General features: G+C 67.3%; 19 protein-coding genes. 9 read left to right on the forward strand and 10 right to left on the reverse strand.

The features are described 5' to 3' along the window. Window positions 1-7: 7 nt before the first annotated feature. The 3 genes from glnQ to glnH are packed head-to-tail and all read right to left on the reverse strand — an operon-like array spanning window position 8 to window position 2,144. Window positions 8-730 carry a glutamine ABC transporter ATP-binding protein GlnQ gene (gene glnQ / locus N0B71_RS01780; protein ID WP_259756865.1) on the reverse strand — a complete coding sequence of 241 codons (723 nt, stop codon included), beginning with the start codon at window positions 728-730 and terminating at the stop codon, window positions 8-10. Then, window positions 727-1,383: a glutamine ABC transporter permease GlnP gene (gene glnP / locus N0B71_RS01785; protein ID WP_259756866.1), complete on the reverse strand. Its 657-nt coding sequence runs from the start codon at window positions 1,381-1,383 to the stop codon at window positions 727-729. The genes glnQ and glnP overlap by 4 nt, the downstream gene beginning before the upstream one ends. Window positions 1,384-1,400: 17 nt before the next feature. Continuing rightward, window positions 1,401-2,144 (reverse strand): glutamine ABC transporter substrate-binding protein GlnH, encoded by a 744-nt coding sequence (gene glnH, locus N0B71_RS01790; protein ID WP_259756867.1) that lies wholly within the window; start codon window positions 2,142-2,144, stop codon window positions 1,401-1,403. Between the two features lie 354 nt (window positions 2,145-2,498). Here glnH and N0B71_RS01795 point away from each other — a divergent pair, with 354 nt between their 5' ends. Both N0B71_RS01795 and N0B71_RS01800 read left to right on the forward strand, forming a co-directional pair. Further along, a complete protein-coding gene (locus tag N0B71_RS01795; protein ID WP_259756868.1) occupies window positions 2,499-3,827 on the forward strand; it encodes an aspartate aminotransferase family protein in 1,329 nt (442 codons plus the stop codon). A gap of 10 nt (window positions 3,828-3,837) precedes the next feature. After that, window positions 3,838-4,401: a carboxymuconolactone decarboxylase family protein gene (locus tag N0B71_RS01800; RefSeq protein ID WP_259756869.1), complete on the forward strand. Its 564-nt coding sequence runs from the start codon at window positions 3,838-3,840 to the stop codon at window positions 4,399-4,401. Here N0B71_RS01800 and N0B71_RS01805 read toward each other — a convergent pair. From N0B71_RS01805 to N0B71_RS01825, 5 genes are read right to left on the reverse strand one after another with little or no spacing between them, the layout of a single operon-like run. Next, window positions 4,388-5,149: an SGNH/GDSL hydrolase family protein gene (locus N0B71_RS01805; RefSeq protein WP_259756871.1), complete on the reverse strand. Its 762-nt coding sequence runs from the start codon at window positions 5,147-5,149 to the stop codon at window positions 4,388-4,390. The two genes, N0B71_RS01800 and N0B71_RS01805, sit on opposite strands and share 14 nt — an antisense overlap. Then, entirely contained in the window at window positions 5,146-6,327 is a 1,182-nt protein-coding gene (gene purT, locus N0B71_RS01810; RefSeq protein ID WP_259756873.1) for a formate-dependent phosphoribosylglycinamide formyltransferase, read from the reverse strand. Before purT ends, N0B71_RS01805 begins: the two co-directional genes overlap by 4 nt. A 58-nt stretch (window positions 6,328-6,385) precedes the next feature. Further along, on the reverse strand, window positions 6,386-6,574 hold the full coding sequence (locus N0B71_RS01815; protein ID WP_259756874.1) for a DUF1289 domain-containing protein: 189 nt from the start codon (window positions 6,572-6,574) through the stop codon (window positions 6,386-6,388). Next, the gene (locus N0B71_RS01820) at window positions 6,571-7,095 is read right to left on the reverse strand and encodes a gamma carbonic anhydrase family protein (protein WP_205337077.1); all 525 of its coding nucleotides are present in this window, start codon (window positions 7,093-7,095) and stop codon (window positions 6,571-6,573) included. Before N0B71_RS01820 ends, N0B71_RS01815 begins: the two co-directional genes overlap by 4 nt. Window positions 7,096-7,136: 41 nt before the next feature. Further along, window positions 7,137-7,733 (reverse strand): NUDIX hydrolase, encoded by a 597-nt coding sequence (locus N0B71_RS01825; protein WP_416788835.1) that lies wholly within the window; start codon window positions 7,731-7,733, stop codon window positions 7,137-7,139. Between the two features lie 135 nt (window positions 7,734-7,868). Here N0B71_RS01825 and N0B71_RS01830 point away from each other — a divergent pair, with 135 nt between their 5' ends. The 7 genes from N0B71_RS01830 (at window position 7,869) to nagE (ending at window position 16,427) form a co-directional block, all read left to right on the forward strand. Next, window positions 7,869-8,423, forward strand: coding sequence for an NUDIX hydrolase (locus N0B71_RS01830; RefSeq protein WP_259756877.1), 555 nt, complete (start codon window positions 7,869-7,871; stop codon window positions 8,421-8,423). A gap of 51 nt (window positions 8,424-8,474) precedes the next feature. Further along, on the forward strand, window positions 8,475-8,975 hold the full coding sequence (locus N0B71_RS01835) for a L,D-transpeptidase family protein (RefSeq protein WP_259756879.1): 501 nt from the start codon (window positions 8,475-8,477) through the stop codon (window positions 8,973-8,975). A 250-nt stretch (window positions 8,976-9,225) separates the two neighbouring features. Further along, complete coding sequence (locus N0B71_RS01840) at window positions 9,226-9,987, forward strand: GntR family transcriptional regulator (protein WP_259756881.1); 762 nt, start codon at window positions 9,226-9,228, stop codon at window positions 9,985-9,987. 15 nt (window positions 9,988-10,002) lie between these two features. Next, window positions 10,003-11,109 carry an N-acetylglucosamine-6-phosphate deacetylase gene (gene nagA, locus N0B71_RS01845; RefSeq protein ID WP_259756883.1) on the forward strand — a complete coding sequence of 369 codons (1,107 nt, stop codon included), beginning with the start codon at window positions 10,003-10,005 and terminating at the stop codon, window positions 11,107-11,109. Beyond that, window positions 11,090-12,112 carry an SIS domain-containing protein gene (locus tag N0B71_RS01850; RefSeq protein ID WP_259756885.1) on the forward strand — a complete coding sequence of 341 codons (1,023 nt, stop codon included), beginning with the start codon at window positions 11,090-11,092 and terminating at the stop codon, window positions 12,110-12,112. Before nagA ends, N0B71_RS01850 begins: the two co-directional genes overlap by 20 nt. A gap of 11 nt (window positions 12,113-12,123) precedes the next feature. Continuing rightward, complete coding sequence (gene ptsP / locus N0B71_RS01855; protein ID WP_259756886.1) at window positions 12,124-14,637, forward strand: phosphoenolpyruvate--protein phosphotransferase; 2,514 nt, start codon at window positions 12,124-12,126, stop codon at window positions 14,635-14,637. Window positions 14,638-14,768: 131 nt separating this feature from the next. Further along, window positions 14,769-16,427, forward strand: a complete 1,659-nt coding sequence (gene nagE / locus N0B71_RS01860) for an N-acetylglucosamine-specific PTS transporter subunit IIBC (RefSeq protein ID WP_259759713.1) — start codon at window positions 14,769-14,771, stop codon at window positions 16,425-16,427. Between the two features lie 48 nt (window positions 16,428-16,475). On the opposite strand, the gene N0B71_RS01865 is transcribed toward nagE, so the two are convergent. Further along, on the reverse strand, window positions 16,476-16,793 hold the full coding sequence (locus tag N0B71_RS01865) for a Nif3-like dinuclear metal center hexameric protein (protein WP_259756887.1): 318 nt from the start codon (window positions 16,791-16,793) through the stop codon (window positions 16,476-16,478). Window positions 16,794-16,976: 183 nt separating this feature from the next. Next, window positions 16,977-17,219, reverse strand: a complete 243-nt coding sequence (locus tag N0B71_RS01870) for a CDGSH iron-sulfur domain-containing protein (RefSeq protein WP_259756889.1) — start codon at window positions 17,217-17,219, stop codon at window positions 16,977-16,979. Window positions 17,220-17,250 lie beyond the last annotated feature (31 nt).

Consider the following 17,250-nt stretch of genomic DNA (forward strand, 5'->3'; position numbering starts at 1 on the left):
ACGGACCTCAGGCGACATGTTGCAGGAACTCGCGCAGGCGCGGGCTGGTGGGGTTGCCGATCAGGCTGGCGGGATCGCCGTCCTCGGTGATGCGGCCCTTGTCGATGAAGATCAGGCGCGAGGCGACCTTGCGGGCAAAATCGATCTCGTGGGTGACGATGACCATGGTCATGCCCTCCTCCGCCAGGTCCTTCATCACCTGCAGCACCTCGTGGCGCAGCTCGGGGTCGAGCGCCGAGGTGGGCTCGTCGAACAGCATCAGCTTGGGCTTCACCGCCAGCGCGCGGGCGATGGCCACGCGCTGCTGCTGGCCGCCGGACAGCTCCGATGGGTAGTGGCCGGCGCGCTCGGAGAGCCCCACCTTCGCCAGCAACTGCCGCGCCAGGGCCTCGGCATCCGCCTTCTTCGCCCCGCGCACGCGGATCGGGCCGAAGGCGACGTTCTCCAGCGCGGTCATCTGCGGGAACAGGTGGAACTGCTGGAACACCATCCCCGCCTCCTGGCGGATCAGGCGCTCGTCCACCTTCGGGTCGTTGACCTCCATGCCGTCGACGAACAGCTCGCCGTCGGTGATCACCTCCAGCTTGTTGATGCAGCGCAGCAAGGTGGACTTGCCGGAGCCGGACGGGCCGATGATCACCACCACCTCGCCGTTGCCGATCTTCAGGTTGATGTCGTGGAGCACCTGGGTTTCGCCAAAGTGCTTGGAGACCTGCTTGAACTCGATCATAGGATCTTCAGCCTCGATTCCATGCGCCGCAGCACGTAACTCAGTACCAGCGTGATGATCAGGTAGATCACCGCCACCGCCGACCAGATTTCCATCGCGCGGAAGTTGCCGGCGATCACTTCCTGGCCCTGGCGGGTCAGCTCGGCGACGCCGATGACGATGAACAGCGAGGTGTCCTTGATGCTCACGATCCACTGGTTGCCCAGCGCCGGGATCATCCGACGGAAGGCCAGCGGCGCGATCACGTAGCGCAAGGTGTCGCGCCCGGACAGCCCCAGCGCCAGCCCCGCCTCGCGGAAGCCCTTGTTCACCGAGAGCAGCGCGCCGCGGGTGATCTCGGCGATGTAGGCCCCGGAGTTGATCATGATGGTGACCACCGCCGCGCTGAACGGGTCGATGCGCACCGGGATCATCAACGGCAGGGCGAAGTAGATGAACATCACCTGGACCATGATCGGCGTGCCGCGGATCAGCTCGACGAACACCAGCGCCAGGCGGCTGCCGATGAAGCCGCCGTAGGCGCGGCCGACGCCGGCCACCAGACCGATCACCGCGCCGCCGACCAGGCCGAGAATGGATATCCACAGGGTCAGCCGGGCGCCCTCGAGCAGCACCGGCAACGCGTCCCAGATGGCGGACCATTGGAAATGCATGGATGACTACCTCTGCCTTATTTCGGGTCGGTGCCGAACCACTTGCGGTAGATATGCGCGTAGGTGCCGTTCTCACGCAGCTTCTTCAGCGCCGCGTTCACCGGCTCGCGCAGCTCGCTGCCCTTGGGGAAGCCGATGCCGTACTGCTGCGCCATCATCTGCTCGCCCACGGCCTTCACCTGCCCGTCGCCGGCGGTCTTGATGTAGTAAAGGACGTTCGGCGTGTCGTGCATCGCCGCATCGACGCGGCCGGTGCGAAGCTCCAGGTAGGCGTTGTCGACATTGGGGAACTGGCGCAGGTCGCCGGCCTTCAGATTGGCCTTGGCGTAGTCCGCCGCCGAGGTGCCGCTCTTCACGGCCAGGCTCTTGCCGGCGATGTCGGCGGGGCTCTTGATGCTGTCGTTGTCGGCCTTGACCATCAGCAGGAAGCCGCTGTCGTAGTAGCCGTCGGAGAAGTCGATGACCTGCTTGCGGTCTTCCTTGATGGTGATGCCGGCCAGGGCGGCGTCGACGTTGCGGGTCTGCAGCGCGGGGATGATGCCGTTGAAATCCATCGGCTTGAGCTGGTAGCTCACGCCCATTTCCTTGGCGATGGCTTCCCAGAGATCGATATCGAAGCCGACGTACTTGTCGCCCTGCTTGAACTCGAAGGGGACGAAGGCGGTGTCGGTGGCGATCAACAGGTCCTTGTCGGCGGCCATCGACTGGCTGGCGGCGAACAGGGAGAGCGCGGCGAACGAGGCTTGCAGCAACTTTTTCATGCAGGACTTCCTCTTGCGGGACGGCGGGATGCGCCGCCCCACGAGGGCGGCGCGCATTAGCGGCAGTTCGATGCAACGGGCCTGGGCCCGGACTTTATTGTTTTGAGCGGCTAACCCACATTCGGGGCTGCATGCACTTGCGTGCTTTCATGCAAAATAAACATGCAAATAAAATCATTGCAAGCTTTTTTCGCCTTCCAGCAACACCACGGAAATGACCGCCAGCGCCCGCCTCGCGAGGATTTGCACGGAAGTAGAGGCCTCCAGCGAGCTTCGGCGACCCTTCCACTGCGCAATAAAAATTTGCCAATCGCAAAAATGCATTTAATATTTGCGCAAACCCTGGAGGTCACCATGAGCCACGTCCTGCACCGCAGCCTCACCCAGTCCTACCCCACGGCCGTTCGCGGCGAGGGCGCCTACCTGATCGACAGCGACGGCCGCCGCTACCTGGACGCCAGCGGTGGCGCGGCGGTGTCCTGCCTGGGGCACAGCGATGCCGAGGTGATCGAGGCGGTCCGCCGGCAGATCGGCAACCTGGCCTATGCCCATACCTCCTTCTTCACCAGCGAGCCGATGGAAGAGCTGGCGGACTTCCTCATCGCCCGCGCCCCCGCCGGAATGCGCTCGGTGTACTTCGTCTCGGGTGGTTCGGAGGCGGTGGAAGCGGCGCTCAAGCTGGCCCGCCAGTACTTCGTGGAGATCGGCCAGCCACAGCGCACGCACCTGATCGCGCGGCGCCAGAGCTACCACGGCAACACCCTCGGCGCCCTCGCCACCGGCGGCAACGCCTGGCGGCGCCAGCAGTTCCAGCCGCTGCTCATCGACGTCAGCCACGTCAGCCCCTGCTATGCCTATCGCGGCCAGGCCGAAGGCGAAACGCCGGAAGCCTACGGCGAACGCCTGGCGCGGGAGCTGGAAGCGGAAATCCTCAACCTGGGCCCGGACAAGGTCATGGCCTTCGTCGCCGAACCGGTGGTGGGTGCCACCCTTGGCGCGGTGACCGCCGTGCCGGGCTACTTCAAGCGCGTGCGGGACATCTGCGACCGCTATGGCGTGCTGCTGATCCTCGATGAAGTGATGTGCGGCATGGGCCGCACCGGCACGCTGTTCGCCGCCGAACAGGAAGGCATCAGCGCGGACCTCATCACCGTCGCCAAGGGCCTGGGCGCCGGCTACCAACCCATCGGCGCGACCCTGGTCAGCCAGCGCATCCACGATGCCATCGCCACGGGCTCGGGGTTCTTCCAGCACGGCCACACCTACATCGGCCACGCCACCGCCTGCGCCGCCGCGCTGGCGGTACAGAAGACCATCGAACAACGCAACCTGCTGCCACGCGTGCGGGACCTCGGCGAGAAGCTCCAGCAACGGTTGCGCAGCACACTGGGCGAACACCCGAACATCGGCGACCTTCGTGGCCGCGGGCTGTTCCAGGGAGTCGAACTGGTCGCCGACCGCGCCAGCAAGGCGCCCTTCCCCGCCGAAGCGAAACTGCACGCGCGCATCAAGAAGGCCGCCATGCAGGAAGGCCTGATGTGCTACCCCATGGGCGGCACGCTGGATGGACGCAGCGGCGACCACATTCTCCTCGCCCCGCCCTTCATCCTCGAAGAGGCGCAGCTGGACGAGCTGACCGAGAAGCTGCAGCGCGCCATCGTCAAAGCCATTGGCAGCTTGTGAGGGACCTTGCATGAACATCGATTCACGCCTGCCCGCACTGACCGACTCGACCATGGACGAAGAGCAGCGCCGCGTACTGCAGGACATCCTCAGCGGCCCGCGCGGCAACCTCGACGGCCCGTTCCTGGCCTGGGTCCACAGCCCTGGCCTGGCGGACAACGCCCAGAAACTCGGGGCCTTCTGCCGCTACGGCACCCGCCTGGAGCTGCGCCTGAGCGAACTGGCGATCCTGGTCACCGCCGCCTGGTGGCAATCCCAGGCGGAATGGCAGATCCACGAACCCATCGCGCGCCAGGCCGGCCTCAGCGACCCGGTGATCGACGCACTGCGACTGGGCCAAACGCCGGACTTCCAGCGCGAAGACGAACGCCTAATCCATCGCCTGGGGCGCTCGCTGTACGAAACCCGCCGCATCGAGCAGGCGCTGTATGACGAAGCCACGGCCTGCTTCGGCGAGGCCGGGCTGGTGGAGTTGATCGGGATCTTCGGCTACTACGCGCTGGTCGCCATGACCCTGAACGCCTTCGAGGTGCGCCGCGGTACGGATGCCCCGCTGCCGTTCAAAGAACCGTAAAGTCTAACCCGACTTCCGCCAAGGGCCGCGACACCAGCCACTGCGCCAGTTGTTCACCCCAGACCTGGTAGCCCAGCGCCGAGGGGTGGTAGCCGTCGATGGCGAGGAATTGCGGCTGCATCTCCAGGCTCACTGCGCAGTAACCTGCGTCCTGTGCCAATGCCAACGCGCTGAGCTGACGATCCAGCAGCGCCGCGCGCCGGCCGAGCATGTGCCGCAGTAGCCAGGGCAATGCCGTGAAGTGCTGCAAGGGCGGCACCGACGTGCACACGACCTGCGCGCCGCGCTGGCGAAAGTGTTCGATCAATTGTTCCAGCGCACCCAGCCAACGCCGGCTGGAGCTGAACTGCGTGGTGTCGTTGACGCCGAACACCAGCGCCACCAGGTCATAGTCCTGCTCGGCCACCCGCGGTAGAAGCCGGGCGCAGGCTTCGCCGGCGGTGATGCCATTCTCCCCGACCGCGCGCCAGGCGACGGGGCGCTCCAGTCGGCCCGATAGCGCCAGGGCCAGCCGGCCGGCCAGCGCAAAATCCAGGCAGGACGCACCGACACCGGCGACGGTGGACTCGCCCAGCAGCAACAGGCGAAAAGGCTCGCCAGCGCACTCCGCCCCGGCAACACCTTCACAGACGCCGGCGGCGGGAGCCAGGCGCAAGGCCGTGCGCCGGGTGCGCACGGCCATGGGCAGGGCCAGTGGCAGCAGCGGCAGCGCCGCCACCCACCACACCAACCCCGCCCAGCGGCTCACAGCTCGACGTTGACCGTCTGGGCCGAGCGGGTGGCCTTGGCGCGGGCGGCGTCGATCGATTCGTCGCGTGCCAGGGCCACGCCCATGCGGCGCTGGCCGTCCACTTCCGGCTTGCCGAACAGGCGCAGGGCGGTGTCCGGCTCGCTCAGGGCGGCGCCCAGGTTGCCGAAGGACACCTGCTGCGACGTGCCTTCCACCAGGATCACCGCCGAGGCGGAATCACCCAGCTGACGGATCACCGGGATCGGCAGACCGAGGATGGCGCGGGCGTGCAGGGCGAACTCGGAGAGGTCCTGGGAAATCAGCGTGACCAGGCCGGTGTCGTGCGGGCGCGGCGAGACTTCGCTGAACCACACTTGATCGCCCTTCACGAACAGCTCCACGCCGAACAGGCCACGGCCGCCCAGCGCTTCGGTGACGGCCTTGGCCACGCGCTCGGACTCCGCGAGGGCCTTCGGGCTCATGGCCTGCGGCTGCCAGGACTCGTGGTAGTCGCCCTTCACCTGGCGATGGCCGATGGGCGCGCAGAAGGTGGTGCCGCCGATGTGGCGCACGGTCAGCAGGGTGATTTCGTAATCGAAATCGATGAAGCCCTCGACGATCACCCGGCCCTTGCCGGCGCGGCCGCCTTCCTGGGCATAGTCCCAGGCGGTCTTCAGGTCAGCGTCGGACTTGAGCACGCTCTGGCCCTTGCCCGAGGAGCTCATGATCGGCTTCACCACGCACGGGTAGCCCACCGCGGCCACGCCGGCGGCGTAGTCTTCATAGGTGTCGGCGAAGTGATACGGCGAGGTCGGCAGGCCCAGCTCTTCGGCGGCCAGGCGACGGATGCCCTCGCGGTTCATGGTCAGCTGCGCGGCACGGGCGGTGGGAATGACGGTGTAGCCTTCGCTTTCCAGCTCGACCAGGGTGGCGGTGGCGATCGCCTCGATCTCCGGCACGATGTAGTGCGGCTTCTCCTGCTCGATCACCGCGCGCAGGGCGACGCCGTCGAGCATGCTGATCACATGGCTGCGGTGCGCGACCTGCATGGCCGGCGCGTTGGCGTAGCGATCGACGGCGATGACTTCGCAGCCCAGGCGCTGCAGTTCGATCGCCACTTCCTTGCCCAGCTCGCCGGAGCCACAGAGCAGTACGCGGGTCGCGCTCGGCGACAGGGGAGTTCCAATACGGGGCATTGCGGGAAACCTCGGGAAGGGATAGTTCGAAACGGGAAGGCTCTGGGGCGTGGCGGCGCTAGACCAGCACGCCCTGCTCGCGGGCGCGCTGCTGGCAACGCTTGAGCACCTCGCGGCGCTCGGCATTGTCCATCAGGCCCCAGCGGGTGATTTCGGCGGCGCTGCGCTGGCAGCCCAGACAGATGTCGGCATCGTCCAGCGCGCAGACATGCACGCAGGGCGAGGCGACGGGACGTTCTTCGTTCATTCTTCCTGCTCGGCCAGATCGCGGGCGTAGCGCTGGGCGTTGTGGACGTAATGGGCGGCGCTGGCTTCGAGCATCTTCTTCTGCGGCTCGGTCAGTTCGCGCACCACCTTGCCGGGGGAGCCCATGACCAGCGAGCCATCGGGAATCTCCTTGCCCTCGGGGATCAGCGCGTTGGCGCCGATGATGCAGTACTTGCCGATCTTCGCGCCGTTGAGGATCACCGCATTGATGCCGATGAGGCTGTAGTCGCCCACCTGGCAGCCGTGCAGCATGGCGTTGTGGCCGATGGTGACGCCCTTGCCCAGGGTCAGCGGGAAGCCCATGTCGGTGTGCATGACGGTGCCGTCCTGTACGTTGCTGTGCTCGCCGATGTGGATCAGCTCGTTGTCGCCGCGCAGCACGGCGTTGAACCACACGCTGGCACCGGCGTCGAGGCGCACCTTGCCGACCACCGTGGCGTTGGGGGCGATCCAGCTTTCCGGATGGGTTTCGACTCGGGACGAGCCCAGGCGGTACTTCATGGGTTTCTCCTCAGGCGGGGGCCGCTCTTTATTCTGACGTCTCAGCTCAGCTTGATGAACTGCGACGGCGGCTGGTGCAGGTCGATGCGGGCGTCGTACAGCAGGTTGAGCAGCTCGACCAGCATGATCGCGGACAGGCCCCAGATCTTGTAGCCCTCGAACAGGTAGCTCGGGACGTACCAGCTGCGGCCGAAATAGTCGATGCGGTGGGTGGTTTCCCGCGGGTCGCCACGGAAGAACTCCAGCGGCACCTTGAACACGGCATCGATCTCGCCGTCGTTGGGGCGGTACTCCACGAAATCGGGGACGAAGCCGACGAATGGCTTGACCAGGATACCGTGCCGCGACACCAGTGTGCTCAACGGTCCGACGACCTCGACCAGGCCCGGCGGCAGGGCGATCTCTTCCTCTGCCTCGCGCAGGGCGGTGTGGATCAGGTCCACATCCTCGGGGTCGCGACGCCCGCCGGGGAAGGCAACTTCGCCGCTGTGGGTCGAAAGCCCGGTCGCGCGCAGGGTGAGCACGAGCTCTTCCCGGGGAGTGATGGGGAGCAGGACCGCCGCTTCCGGGAAGCTGTGGTCCGTTTCAAGGTCGCTTGGCGTATGCGTCTGTATGCGTTGGCGCAGCTGGTCCAGCATGCCGAACATCCTGCGGGGGCCGATTCTTCTAATGGAAGGATCATGGCACGAAAGACGCCCCTGCCCAACCCCCGCCCCTTGCTGGGCGCGCCGCGCAGCGCGCAAGATTGCCCCATCCAATAACAAGGAAGCGGCATGAAATTCTGCAGCCTGTGCGGCGCCGGCGTGAGCCTGCGCACTCCCAGCGGCGACAACCGCCCGCGCTTCGTCTGCGACCAGTGCCAGACCGTGCATTACCAGAACCCGCGTATCGTCGCCGGCTGCCTGCCGGTCTGGGAGGGGCGCATCCTCCTCTGCCGTCGCGCCATTGCGCCGCGCCAGGGGTTCTGGACACTGCCGGCAGGCTTCATGGAGAACGGCGAGACCCTGGAACAGGCCGCGGCCCGCGAAACCCTCGAAGAAGCCAACGCACGGGTCAATGGCCTGCAGCTGTATACGGTCTTTGATCTGCCGCATATCAGCCAGGTTTATGTGTTCTTCCGCGCGGAACTGGCCGACCTGCACTTCAGCGCCGGCGAGGAAAGCCTGGACGTGCAACTCTTCGAAGAATCCGACATTCCGTGGGACGAGCTGGCTTTCCCCACTGTGGGCCGTACCTTAGAATATTTCCTCGCGGATCGGCTGGTTCAGAACTTCCCGGTACGCAATGAAGGGATTCTCCCGATGCCTGCACAGAAAAAGAACCAATAAGCTCGTTTACCGACTCTAAGCCTTTAGGAACTACCCGGGGAACACCACCAGATGCGCTGGTTGATTGCCGTACTTTGTCTGACCTTCGCAGCGTTCTCGCATGCCAATGCGACGCCCACGCTCGACGGTCATATCGACAAGATTCTCGTGCTCAAGTCCGAGCGCAAACTGCACCTCATGAGCAACGGCAAGGTTCTCAAGAGTTACCGCGTGTCCCTGGGCAAGCGCCCGCAAGGGCCGAAGCTGGCCGAGGGCGACAACCGTACGCCGGAAGGCTTCTACTGGGTCGACTGGCGCAAGACCAGCGACAAGTACAACCTGTCCATGCACATCTCCTACCCCAACGCGCGCGACGTGGCCAAGGCGCGGGAAAAAAGCCTGTCGCCCGGCGGCATGATCATGATCCACGGCACGCCAGTGGATGACGAATACCCCGAGTGGTACTTCTCCACCCTGGACTGGACCAATGGCTGCATCGCCATGACCAACGCCGACATGCGCGAGGTCTGGAGCCTGGTCAAGGACGGGACGCTGATCGAGATCCGTCCCTGACGCGACCACACTGATACCAGTTCCATCCCGAACGCCGCCGCGGCCCAGCCCTGGCGGCGTTTTTCGTTGTCCCCTTCTCGCATTCGCTGATCGCTGGCAAGGCTTTGCTCGCGGTGTCTCGCCGATTATCGACGTTCCGTGACGCAGAATGCAGTTCGTCGGCTGTCGCCCCGGGCCGGCTGAGCGGCGTTGACGTGGTATCTAAGTGGTATTAGCGTAAATTCCACTGACCTCGCCACCGAGCCCCGCCATGACCAGCCAGCCCACCCTGATCAGTGCCGAGCAACGCCTGCAGGCCCTGCGCCCGGACGAATCCCTGTCCACCCCGCTCTACCTGCAGTTGGCCCGCAGCCTGGAAGCCGCCATCCATGCCGGCCACTGGCGCGCCGAGGAAGCGCTGCCCTCCGAACGCCACCTGAGCGAACACCTGGGTCTGTCGCGGGTCACCGCCCGCAAGGCCCTGGAAGTCCTGCTCGAGCAAGGTCTGGTGCATCGCATCCAGGGCTCCGGCACCTTCATCACGCCGCGCCTGGAGCAACCGCTGTCACGGCTGTCCAGCTTCAGCGAAATGCTCCGCCTGAAGGGTTTCACCCCCAGCTCCACCTGGCTGGAACGGGAGATCAGCCTGCCCACCCATGAAGAAGTGATCCGCCTGGGCCTGTCGCCCACCGAGAAGGTGGTGCGCATGAAGCGCCTGCGCAAGGCGGACGGCGTGGTCATGGCCATCGAGCACAGCACGCTGCCGGCGCGCCTGCTGGGTGACCCGACGGCAGTGGGCCATTCCCTCTACGCCCACCTGGACGCCATTGGCCGCCCGGTGGTTCGCGCCCTGCAGCACGTGCAGGCGATCAACGCCTCCGCCGAGGAGGCCGCGCTGGTGGGCATCAAGCCCGGCACCGCGATGCTGCTGATGACCCGTATCGGCTACCTCGAAGACAACACCGCAATCGAGCTGACCGACACCTACTGCCGCAACGACTACTACGACTTCGTCGCCGAACTGCGGCGCTGACGCGGGACCATTTCCATGCTCGAAGGCAACATCCTTACCCCCATGGGCTGGATCGTCGGCAGCCTGCACCTGCAGGACGGCCGTATCCAGCGCATCGAAGGCTCGCTCGGCGATCCTTCGCACAACGACCTGCCCTACCTGCTGCCCGGCTTCATCGACCTCCACGTCCATGGCGGCGGCGGCCACGACATCATGGAAGGCGCTGCCGCGTTCGCCGCCATTGCCCGAACCCACCTGCGCTTCGGCACCACCTCGCTGCTCGCCACCACCATGACGGCGCCACGGGAGGAAATCAGCGGCGTGCTCGGCGCGCTCGGCGAGTATTGCCAGGCACCGCGCGGCCAGGCCGCACGCGTACTCGGCGTGCACCTGGAAGGCCCGTTCATCAACTCCGGCAAGCTCGGTGCGCAACCCAACTTCGCCCACGCCGCGGTGCTGGAGGAAGTGGATGCATTCCTGCGCCTGGCGCCGATCCGGGTGATCACCATCGCCCCGGAAATCGCTGGCCACCTGCCGTTGATCCGCGCCCTTGCCGATCGCGGCGTGCGCCTGCAGATCGGCCACACGCTGGGCAGCTACGAGGATGGCGTCGCGGCCATGGAGGCCGGCGCCACCAGCTTCACCCACCTGTACAACGCCATGACCGGCCTGCACCACCGCGAACCCGGCATGGTCGGCGCCGCCCTGGCCCACGCACAGTTCGCCGAGTTGATCCCCGACCTGCTGCACGTGCATCCCGGCGCCATCAAGGTCGCCCTGCGCTCGATCCCGTGCCTGTACTGCGTGACCGACTCCACCGCCGCCGCCGGCATGCCTGACGGCGAATACAAGCTGGGCAGCCATACCGTCACCAAGTGCCTGGGCGGCGTGCGCCTGCCCGACGGCACCCTGGCCGGCAGCACGCTGACCATGGACCAGGCCCTGCGCAACCTGGTGAAGATCGGCCTGCCCATCGCCGAAGCCTCCCAGCGCCTCTCGCAATTCCCCGCCGACTACCTGGGGCTGGCCGAGCGCGGCCGCCTCACCCCCGGAGCCTGGGCCGACATCGTGCGCCTGGACCGTTCCCTGACCCTCGAGACCGTCTGGGTCGAAGGAGATCCGCTTGACCTCGCTGATGCTTGAAGAAGCACTGTCCGCCGCCGATGTGGTGGCGCGCCAGCTGCCCGTCCTGGACGCGCGCCTGCCCGACCTGGGCGAGCGCCTGCGCGCCGCCGCGCCCAGGCTGGCAATGACCGTCGCCCGCGGCAGCTCGGACCACGCCGCCAGCTACTTCGCCTACCTGACCATGCAGCACGCCGGCCTGCCGGTGGCCTCGCTGCCGATGTCGGTGGTGACCCTGCGCCAGGCGCCGCTGCAGGTCGAGGGCCAGGTCGCCTTCGCCTTCTCGCAATCCGGCCAGAGCCCCGACCTGGTCGACAGCCTCAGCCGCCTGCGCGAGCGCGGCGCCGTGAGCGTTGCCCTGGTCAACGCCGAGGGCTCGCCGCTGGAAGCCGCCGCCGAGTTCACCGTACCGCTGTGCGCGGGCCCCGAACGCAGCGTCGCCGCCACCAAGAGCTTCATCGCCACCCTCAGCGCCTCGACCCGCCTGCTGGCGCACTGGCAAGGCGACCAGGCCTTGCTCGACGCCGGCAGCGAACTGGCCGCGGACCTCAGGCGCGCCGCGGACCTCGACTGGACACCGGCCATTCATGCCCTGCGCGACTGCGAGCGACTGATGGTGATCGGCCGTGGCACCGGCTTCGCCGTGGCCCAGGAGGCCGCGCTGAAGTTCAAGGAGACCTCGGCGATCCAGGCCGAAGCCTTCAGCAGCGCCGAAGTGCGCCACGGCCCGATGGCCCTGGTGGACAAGCATTACCCCCTGCTCGTCCTGGCCCCCCGCGGCCCCGAGCAGGCCGGCCTGCTGGCCCTGGCCGAGGACATGCGCCAGCGCGGCGCGCGCGTGCTGCTCGCCGCCCCGGACGACGTCGCCGGCCGCGACCTGCCGCTGGCCACCGCCGCCCACCCGGCGCTCGACCCGATCCTGGCCATTCAGAGTTTCTACGTCATGGCCGCCGGCCTTTCCCAGGCGCGCGGCATGAACCCGGACCAGCCGCGGCACCTGAGCAAGGTCACCCGCACCCACTGAGCGCAGCCACCATGAACAACAACAACCTGGCCCTCAAAGCCTTCTTGAGCGGGCCCGTGATGCCCCTCAGCCGCGTCCCCGACCCGGTGTTCTCCAGCGGCGCCATGGGCGACGGCATCGCCATCGACCCGCTGAACGACTGCCTCTACGCGCCCTGCGCCGGTGTGGTCATGCACGTCGCGCGGACGCGCCATGCCGTGACCCTGAAGGCCGACAACGGCGCCGAGCTGCTGTTGCACCTGGGCCTGGACACCGTCGAGCTGCAGGGCGAGGGCTTCGATGCCCTGGTCCAGGAAGGGACGCGGATCACGGAGGGCCAGCCGCTGCTGCGCTTCGATCTGGACAAGGTGGCACGCGGCAGCAAGAGCCTGATCACGGTGCTGATCCTCACCAATGGCGAAGGCTTCCAACTGCGCCCGCTGACCACCACCTGCGTGGACGTCGGCGCGCCGCTGCTGCAACTCAGCCGAACCGGCAGCGCGCCGGCAACCGCCGAACCAGCCGGCAGCGGCGGCGAATCCCGTGGCCACGTCCGCGTCGCCTTGCACGGCGGCCTGCATGCCCGGCCGGCCGCACTGTTGCGCAAGAGCGCCCAGGCATTCTCCAGCCGCGCCGAATTGCGCTTCGCTGGCCGCTCCGCCAGCGTCGACAGCCTGGTCGGCATCATGGGCCTGGGCGTCGGCGAACAGGACGAGGTGGAAGTGATCTGCCGCGGCGCGGACAGCGAAGCGGCGCTCCACGCCCTGCTCGAGACACTGGCTACCGCAGGCGCCGAACCCACGCCGCAGCCGGTCACGCCGCTCCCCGTCGCGGCGCCGCGCGGCGCGGAAGAGCCCGGCGTGCTGGCCGGCGTCTGCGCTTCCCCCGGCCTGGCCAGCGGCCCGCTGGTGCGCCTGGGCGCCCTCCACCTGCCGGATGATCGTGGCGATTCCCAGCCAGACGAACAGCACCGCGCCCTGGACCAAGCGCTGGAGCGGGTTCGCGGCGACGTGCGCGCCACCCTGCAACAGGCCGCCAGGCAAGGCCATGCCGACGAGGAAGCGATCTTCACCGCGCACCTCGCCCTGCTGGAGGACCCGGGCCTGCTCGATGCCGCCGACCTGCTGATCGACCAGCGCGTCAGCGCCGCCCATGCCTGGCACCGCGCCGTGCAGACCCACTGCGGCATTCTCCAGTCGCTGGGCAACCCGCTGCTGGCCGAGCGCGCCAATGATCTGCGCGACCTGGAAAAGCGCGTGCTGCGCGTTCTGCTCGGCAATGACGGCGAACAGGCCATCGCCGCCGGCAGCCTGGTCGCCGCCCAGGAAATCACCCCGTCCGACCTTGGCCCGCTGGTCCGCGCCGGCGTTGCCGGCCTGTGCATGGCCGAGGGCGGCGCCACCTCCCACGTCGCCATCCTCGCCCGCGCCAAGGGCCTGCCGTGCCTGGTCGCCCTCGGCCCGCAAGTGCTCGAACTCGACGAAGGCCGCGTGCTGGTGCTCGACGCCAGCAACGGCCGCCTGGAGTACGCCCCCAGCGCCGAACGGATCGCCCAGGTCGCCATGCAACGCGAACAACGCGAGCAGGCGCGCCAGCAGCAGCGCGCCCGGGCCCGGCAAGCCGCCGTGACCCGCGACGGGCGGCACATCGAAGTGGGCGCCAACGTCGCCAACCCTGAGGAAGCCGCCGAAGCCTTCGCCGCCGGCGCCGACGGCGTGGGCCTGCTGCGTACCGAATTCCTCTTCCTCGACCGCCAGCAGGCGCCGAACGAAGAGGAGCAGCAGCACGCCTACCAGGGCGTACTGGACGCCATGGGCGAGAGCCGGGTGATCATCCGCACCATCGACGTGGGTGGCGACAAGCACCTCGCCTACCTGCCACTGCCTGCCGAAGAAAACCCGGCCCTGGGCCTGCGCGGCATCCGCCTCGGCCAGGCGCTGCCGCAGCTGCTCGACCAGCAGTTGCGCGCCCTGCTGCGGGTAGCGCCGATCCGCCGCTGCCGCGTGCTGCTGCCCATGGTCAGCGAGGTGGACGAACTGATCGCCATCCGCCAGCGCCTGGACCAGTTGGCACACGAGCTGGGCATCGAGGAACGCCCCGAACTGGGCGTGATGATCGAGGTGCCCTCCGCCGCCCTGCTGGCCGACCAGTTGGCCGAGCATGCGGACTTCCTGTCCATCGGCACCAACGACCTGTCGCAGTACACCCTGGCCATGGACCGCTGCCACGCCGGGCTCGCCGCGCGCATCGATGCACTGCACCCGGCGCTGCTGCGGCTGATCGCCCAGACCTGCGCCGGTGCCGCGCGCCATGGCCGTTGGGTGGGCGTGTGTGGCGCGCTGGCCTCCGAAGCGCTGGCCACGCCCGTGCTGATCGGGCTGGGCGTGCAGGAGCTCTCGGTCAGCCCCGGCCTGGTCGGCGAAATCAAGGCGAGAGTCCGCGAACTCAACGCGGAAGACTGCCGCCAACGCAGCCAGGAATTGCTGGCCCTGGGCAGCGCCCGCGCCGTGCGCGACGCCTGCGCCCGCTTCTGGCCGCACGCCTGAAGCCCGACAACAAGAATCGGAGTGACACCATGACCACAGACCTGCTCCAGACCGCGCAAGGCCCGCGCCAGTTGCTCGCGCATCTCTACGGCGGTTTCATCGAGACGCTGCAGCGCCTGGGCCGCGCCCTGATGCTGCCGATCGCCATCCTGCCAATTGCCGGGCTGCTGCTTCGCCTGGGCGACAAGGACCTGCTGAACATCCTGCTGATCCACGATGCCGGCAACGCCATCTTCGCCAACCTGGCGTTGATCTTCGCCATCGGCATTTCCGTCGGTTTCGCCCGCGACAACAATGGCACCGCCGGCCTGGCCGGGGCCGTGGGCTACCTGGTGATGATGTCGACGCTCAACGCCATCGACCCGCACATCAACATGGGCGTGCTGTCGGGCATCGTCAGCGGCCTGGTGGCCGGCACGCTGTACAACCGCTTCAAGGACATCGCGCTGCCGCAGTACCTCGCCTTCTTCGGCGGCCGCCGCTTCGTGCCCATCATCACCGGCCTCGCCACCCTGGGCCTGGGCGTGCTGTTCGGGCTGGTGTGGCCGCCGGTGCAGGGGGTCATCGACGACCTCGGCAACCTGCTGGTGGGCAGCGGCAGCTTCGGCGCCTTCGCCTTCGGCGTGCTCAACCGCCTGCTGATCGTCACCGGCCTGCATCACATCCTTAACAACCTGATGTGGTTCGTCTTCGGCGCCTTCCCCGATCCGGAAACCGGCCGCCAGGTCACCGGCGACCTCGCCCGCTACTTTGCCGGCGACCCGAAAGGCGGCCAGTTCATGGCCGGCATGTTCCCGGTGATGATGTTCGGCCTGCCCGCGGCCTGCCTGGCCATGTACCGCAACGCTCTGCCGGAACGCCGCAAGCTGGTTGGCGGGCTGCTGCTGTCGATGGCGCTCACCGCCTTCCTCACCGGCGTCACCGAACCGGTGGAGTTCGCCTTCATGTTCCTCGCCCCGCTGCTCTATGCGCTGCACGCACTGCTGACGGGGCTGTCGATGGCCATCACCGACCTGCTGAACATCCGCCTGGGCTTTACCTTCTCCGGCGGCGCCATCGACCTGGCCCTGGGCTGGGGCAAGTCCACCAACGGCTGGATGATCTGGCCACTGGGGCTGTGCTACGCCCTCACCTACTACTTCGTGTTCGACTTCTGCATCCGCCGTTTCCGCCTGAAAACGCCTGGCCGGGAGGAAAGCAGCGAAAACACCGACGCCGAAGCAGCTCCCCCTTCCTCCGAGCAGCGCGCGCCCGCCTTCATCAAGGCCCTCGGCGGCGCCGCCAACCTGGAAGTCGTGGATGCCTGCACCACCCGCCTGCGCCTGAAACTGCTGGACCGTAACAAAGCCTCCGACGCGCAGCTCAAGGCGCTGGGCGCAATGGCCGTGGTGCGCCCTGGCAAAGCGGGCAGCCTGCAGGTCGTGGTCGGTCCGGAAGCCGACAGCATCGCTGACGAAATCCGCCGCGCGCTGCCCGCCGGCATCCTCCAGGAGCATGCCGCCCAATCCGCCAGCGAGGCCCCGGCTGAGCAACCGGTCGAGCGCATCTCCTCACAGGAAGCCGGTCAGTGGCTGCAGGCCCTGGGCGGCCGGGACAACCTGGTCAGCCTGGAAAGCGTGGCGATGACGCGCCTGCGGGTGGCGCTGAGGAACGGCCAGCAGTTGCAGCAGAAGCGACTCACCGAACTGGGCTGCCAGGGTGTCAGCCAGGTGGCCGAGGGCGTCTATCACCTGCTGGTGGGGCCCCGCGCCGGCGCGTTGGGGCAATCCCTCGGCGCGCTGCCCGGCTGATTGACGGGGCAAGAAAAAAGGCGCCTGCGGGCGCCTTTTTCGTAGCGATCAGAACACCATGTCCGAGAGCCGCCAGACCTCGAAGGCCGGCGTTTCGTAGGGATGCGCCTGCTTGAGGGCCTTCACCGAGTCATGGATCAACTCGTCGGCCACCACCATCTCCACCTTCCACTCGGCGACCTGCTCGACGCTGCCGGCCTGGCCGATGAACGGATTGCTGCCCTGCAACGGGCGAAACTGTCCCTGTCCGAGCGCCTGCCAGCAACAGCTGTCGTAGGCACCGATGCGTCCTGCACCGGCGGCGAACACCGCCCTCTTGACCGGTTCCAGATGGCTTTCCGGAACGTAGAAACACAGTTTGTACATCGGAGACTCCGATCGAAACAGGGACACAGCCGTGACAAAGAGCGCCACGGGTGACAAATGCTGCCACAAATAGTGGCACTTTGCCTCTTATGACTTGCTGGTCATCGTGCAAGTTCGACCGTCGGGTGCCGGGCTTGTTCGCCGGTGAACGACTTTGTCTGAAATCTGTGACGGACTTCGACCTCACCGTCCTGTGAAGCGGCGCCAGCGTTCCTTCAGACCAGGCGCAGCAGGTGCGTGGGAACCGTCGCAATACGGCAGCGTTGCCGAACGCCCGCAGCGGCATAACAGCAGATGCCGCTCGCGACTGACCGTCAGCTCCAGCGCATCGACACACTCCACGCCGGCATCCGGCAACGTCACGCACTGCCCGCAGCGGCACAGGCGCAGCACCTGACCCGGCTGGACCGCCCGAACTTCCGGCATCACCTTCTCACCTGCCAAAGTGCCTCCCGTT

This window comes from Pseudomonas sp. GCEP-101 (assembly GCF_025133575.1).
Taxonomy (GTDB): Bacteria; Pseudomonadota; Gammaproteobacteria; order Pseudomonadales; family Pseudomonadaceae; genus Pseudomonas; species Pseudomonas nitroreducens_B.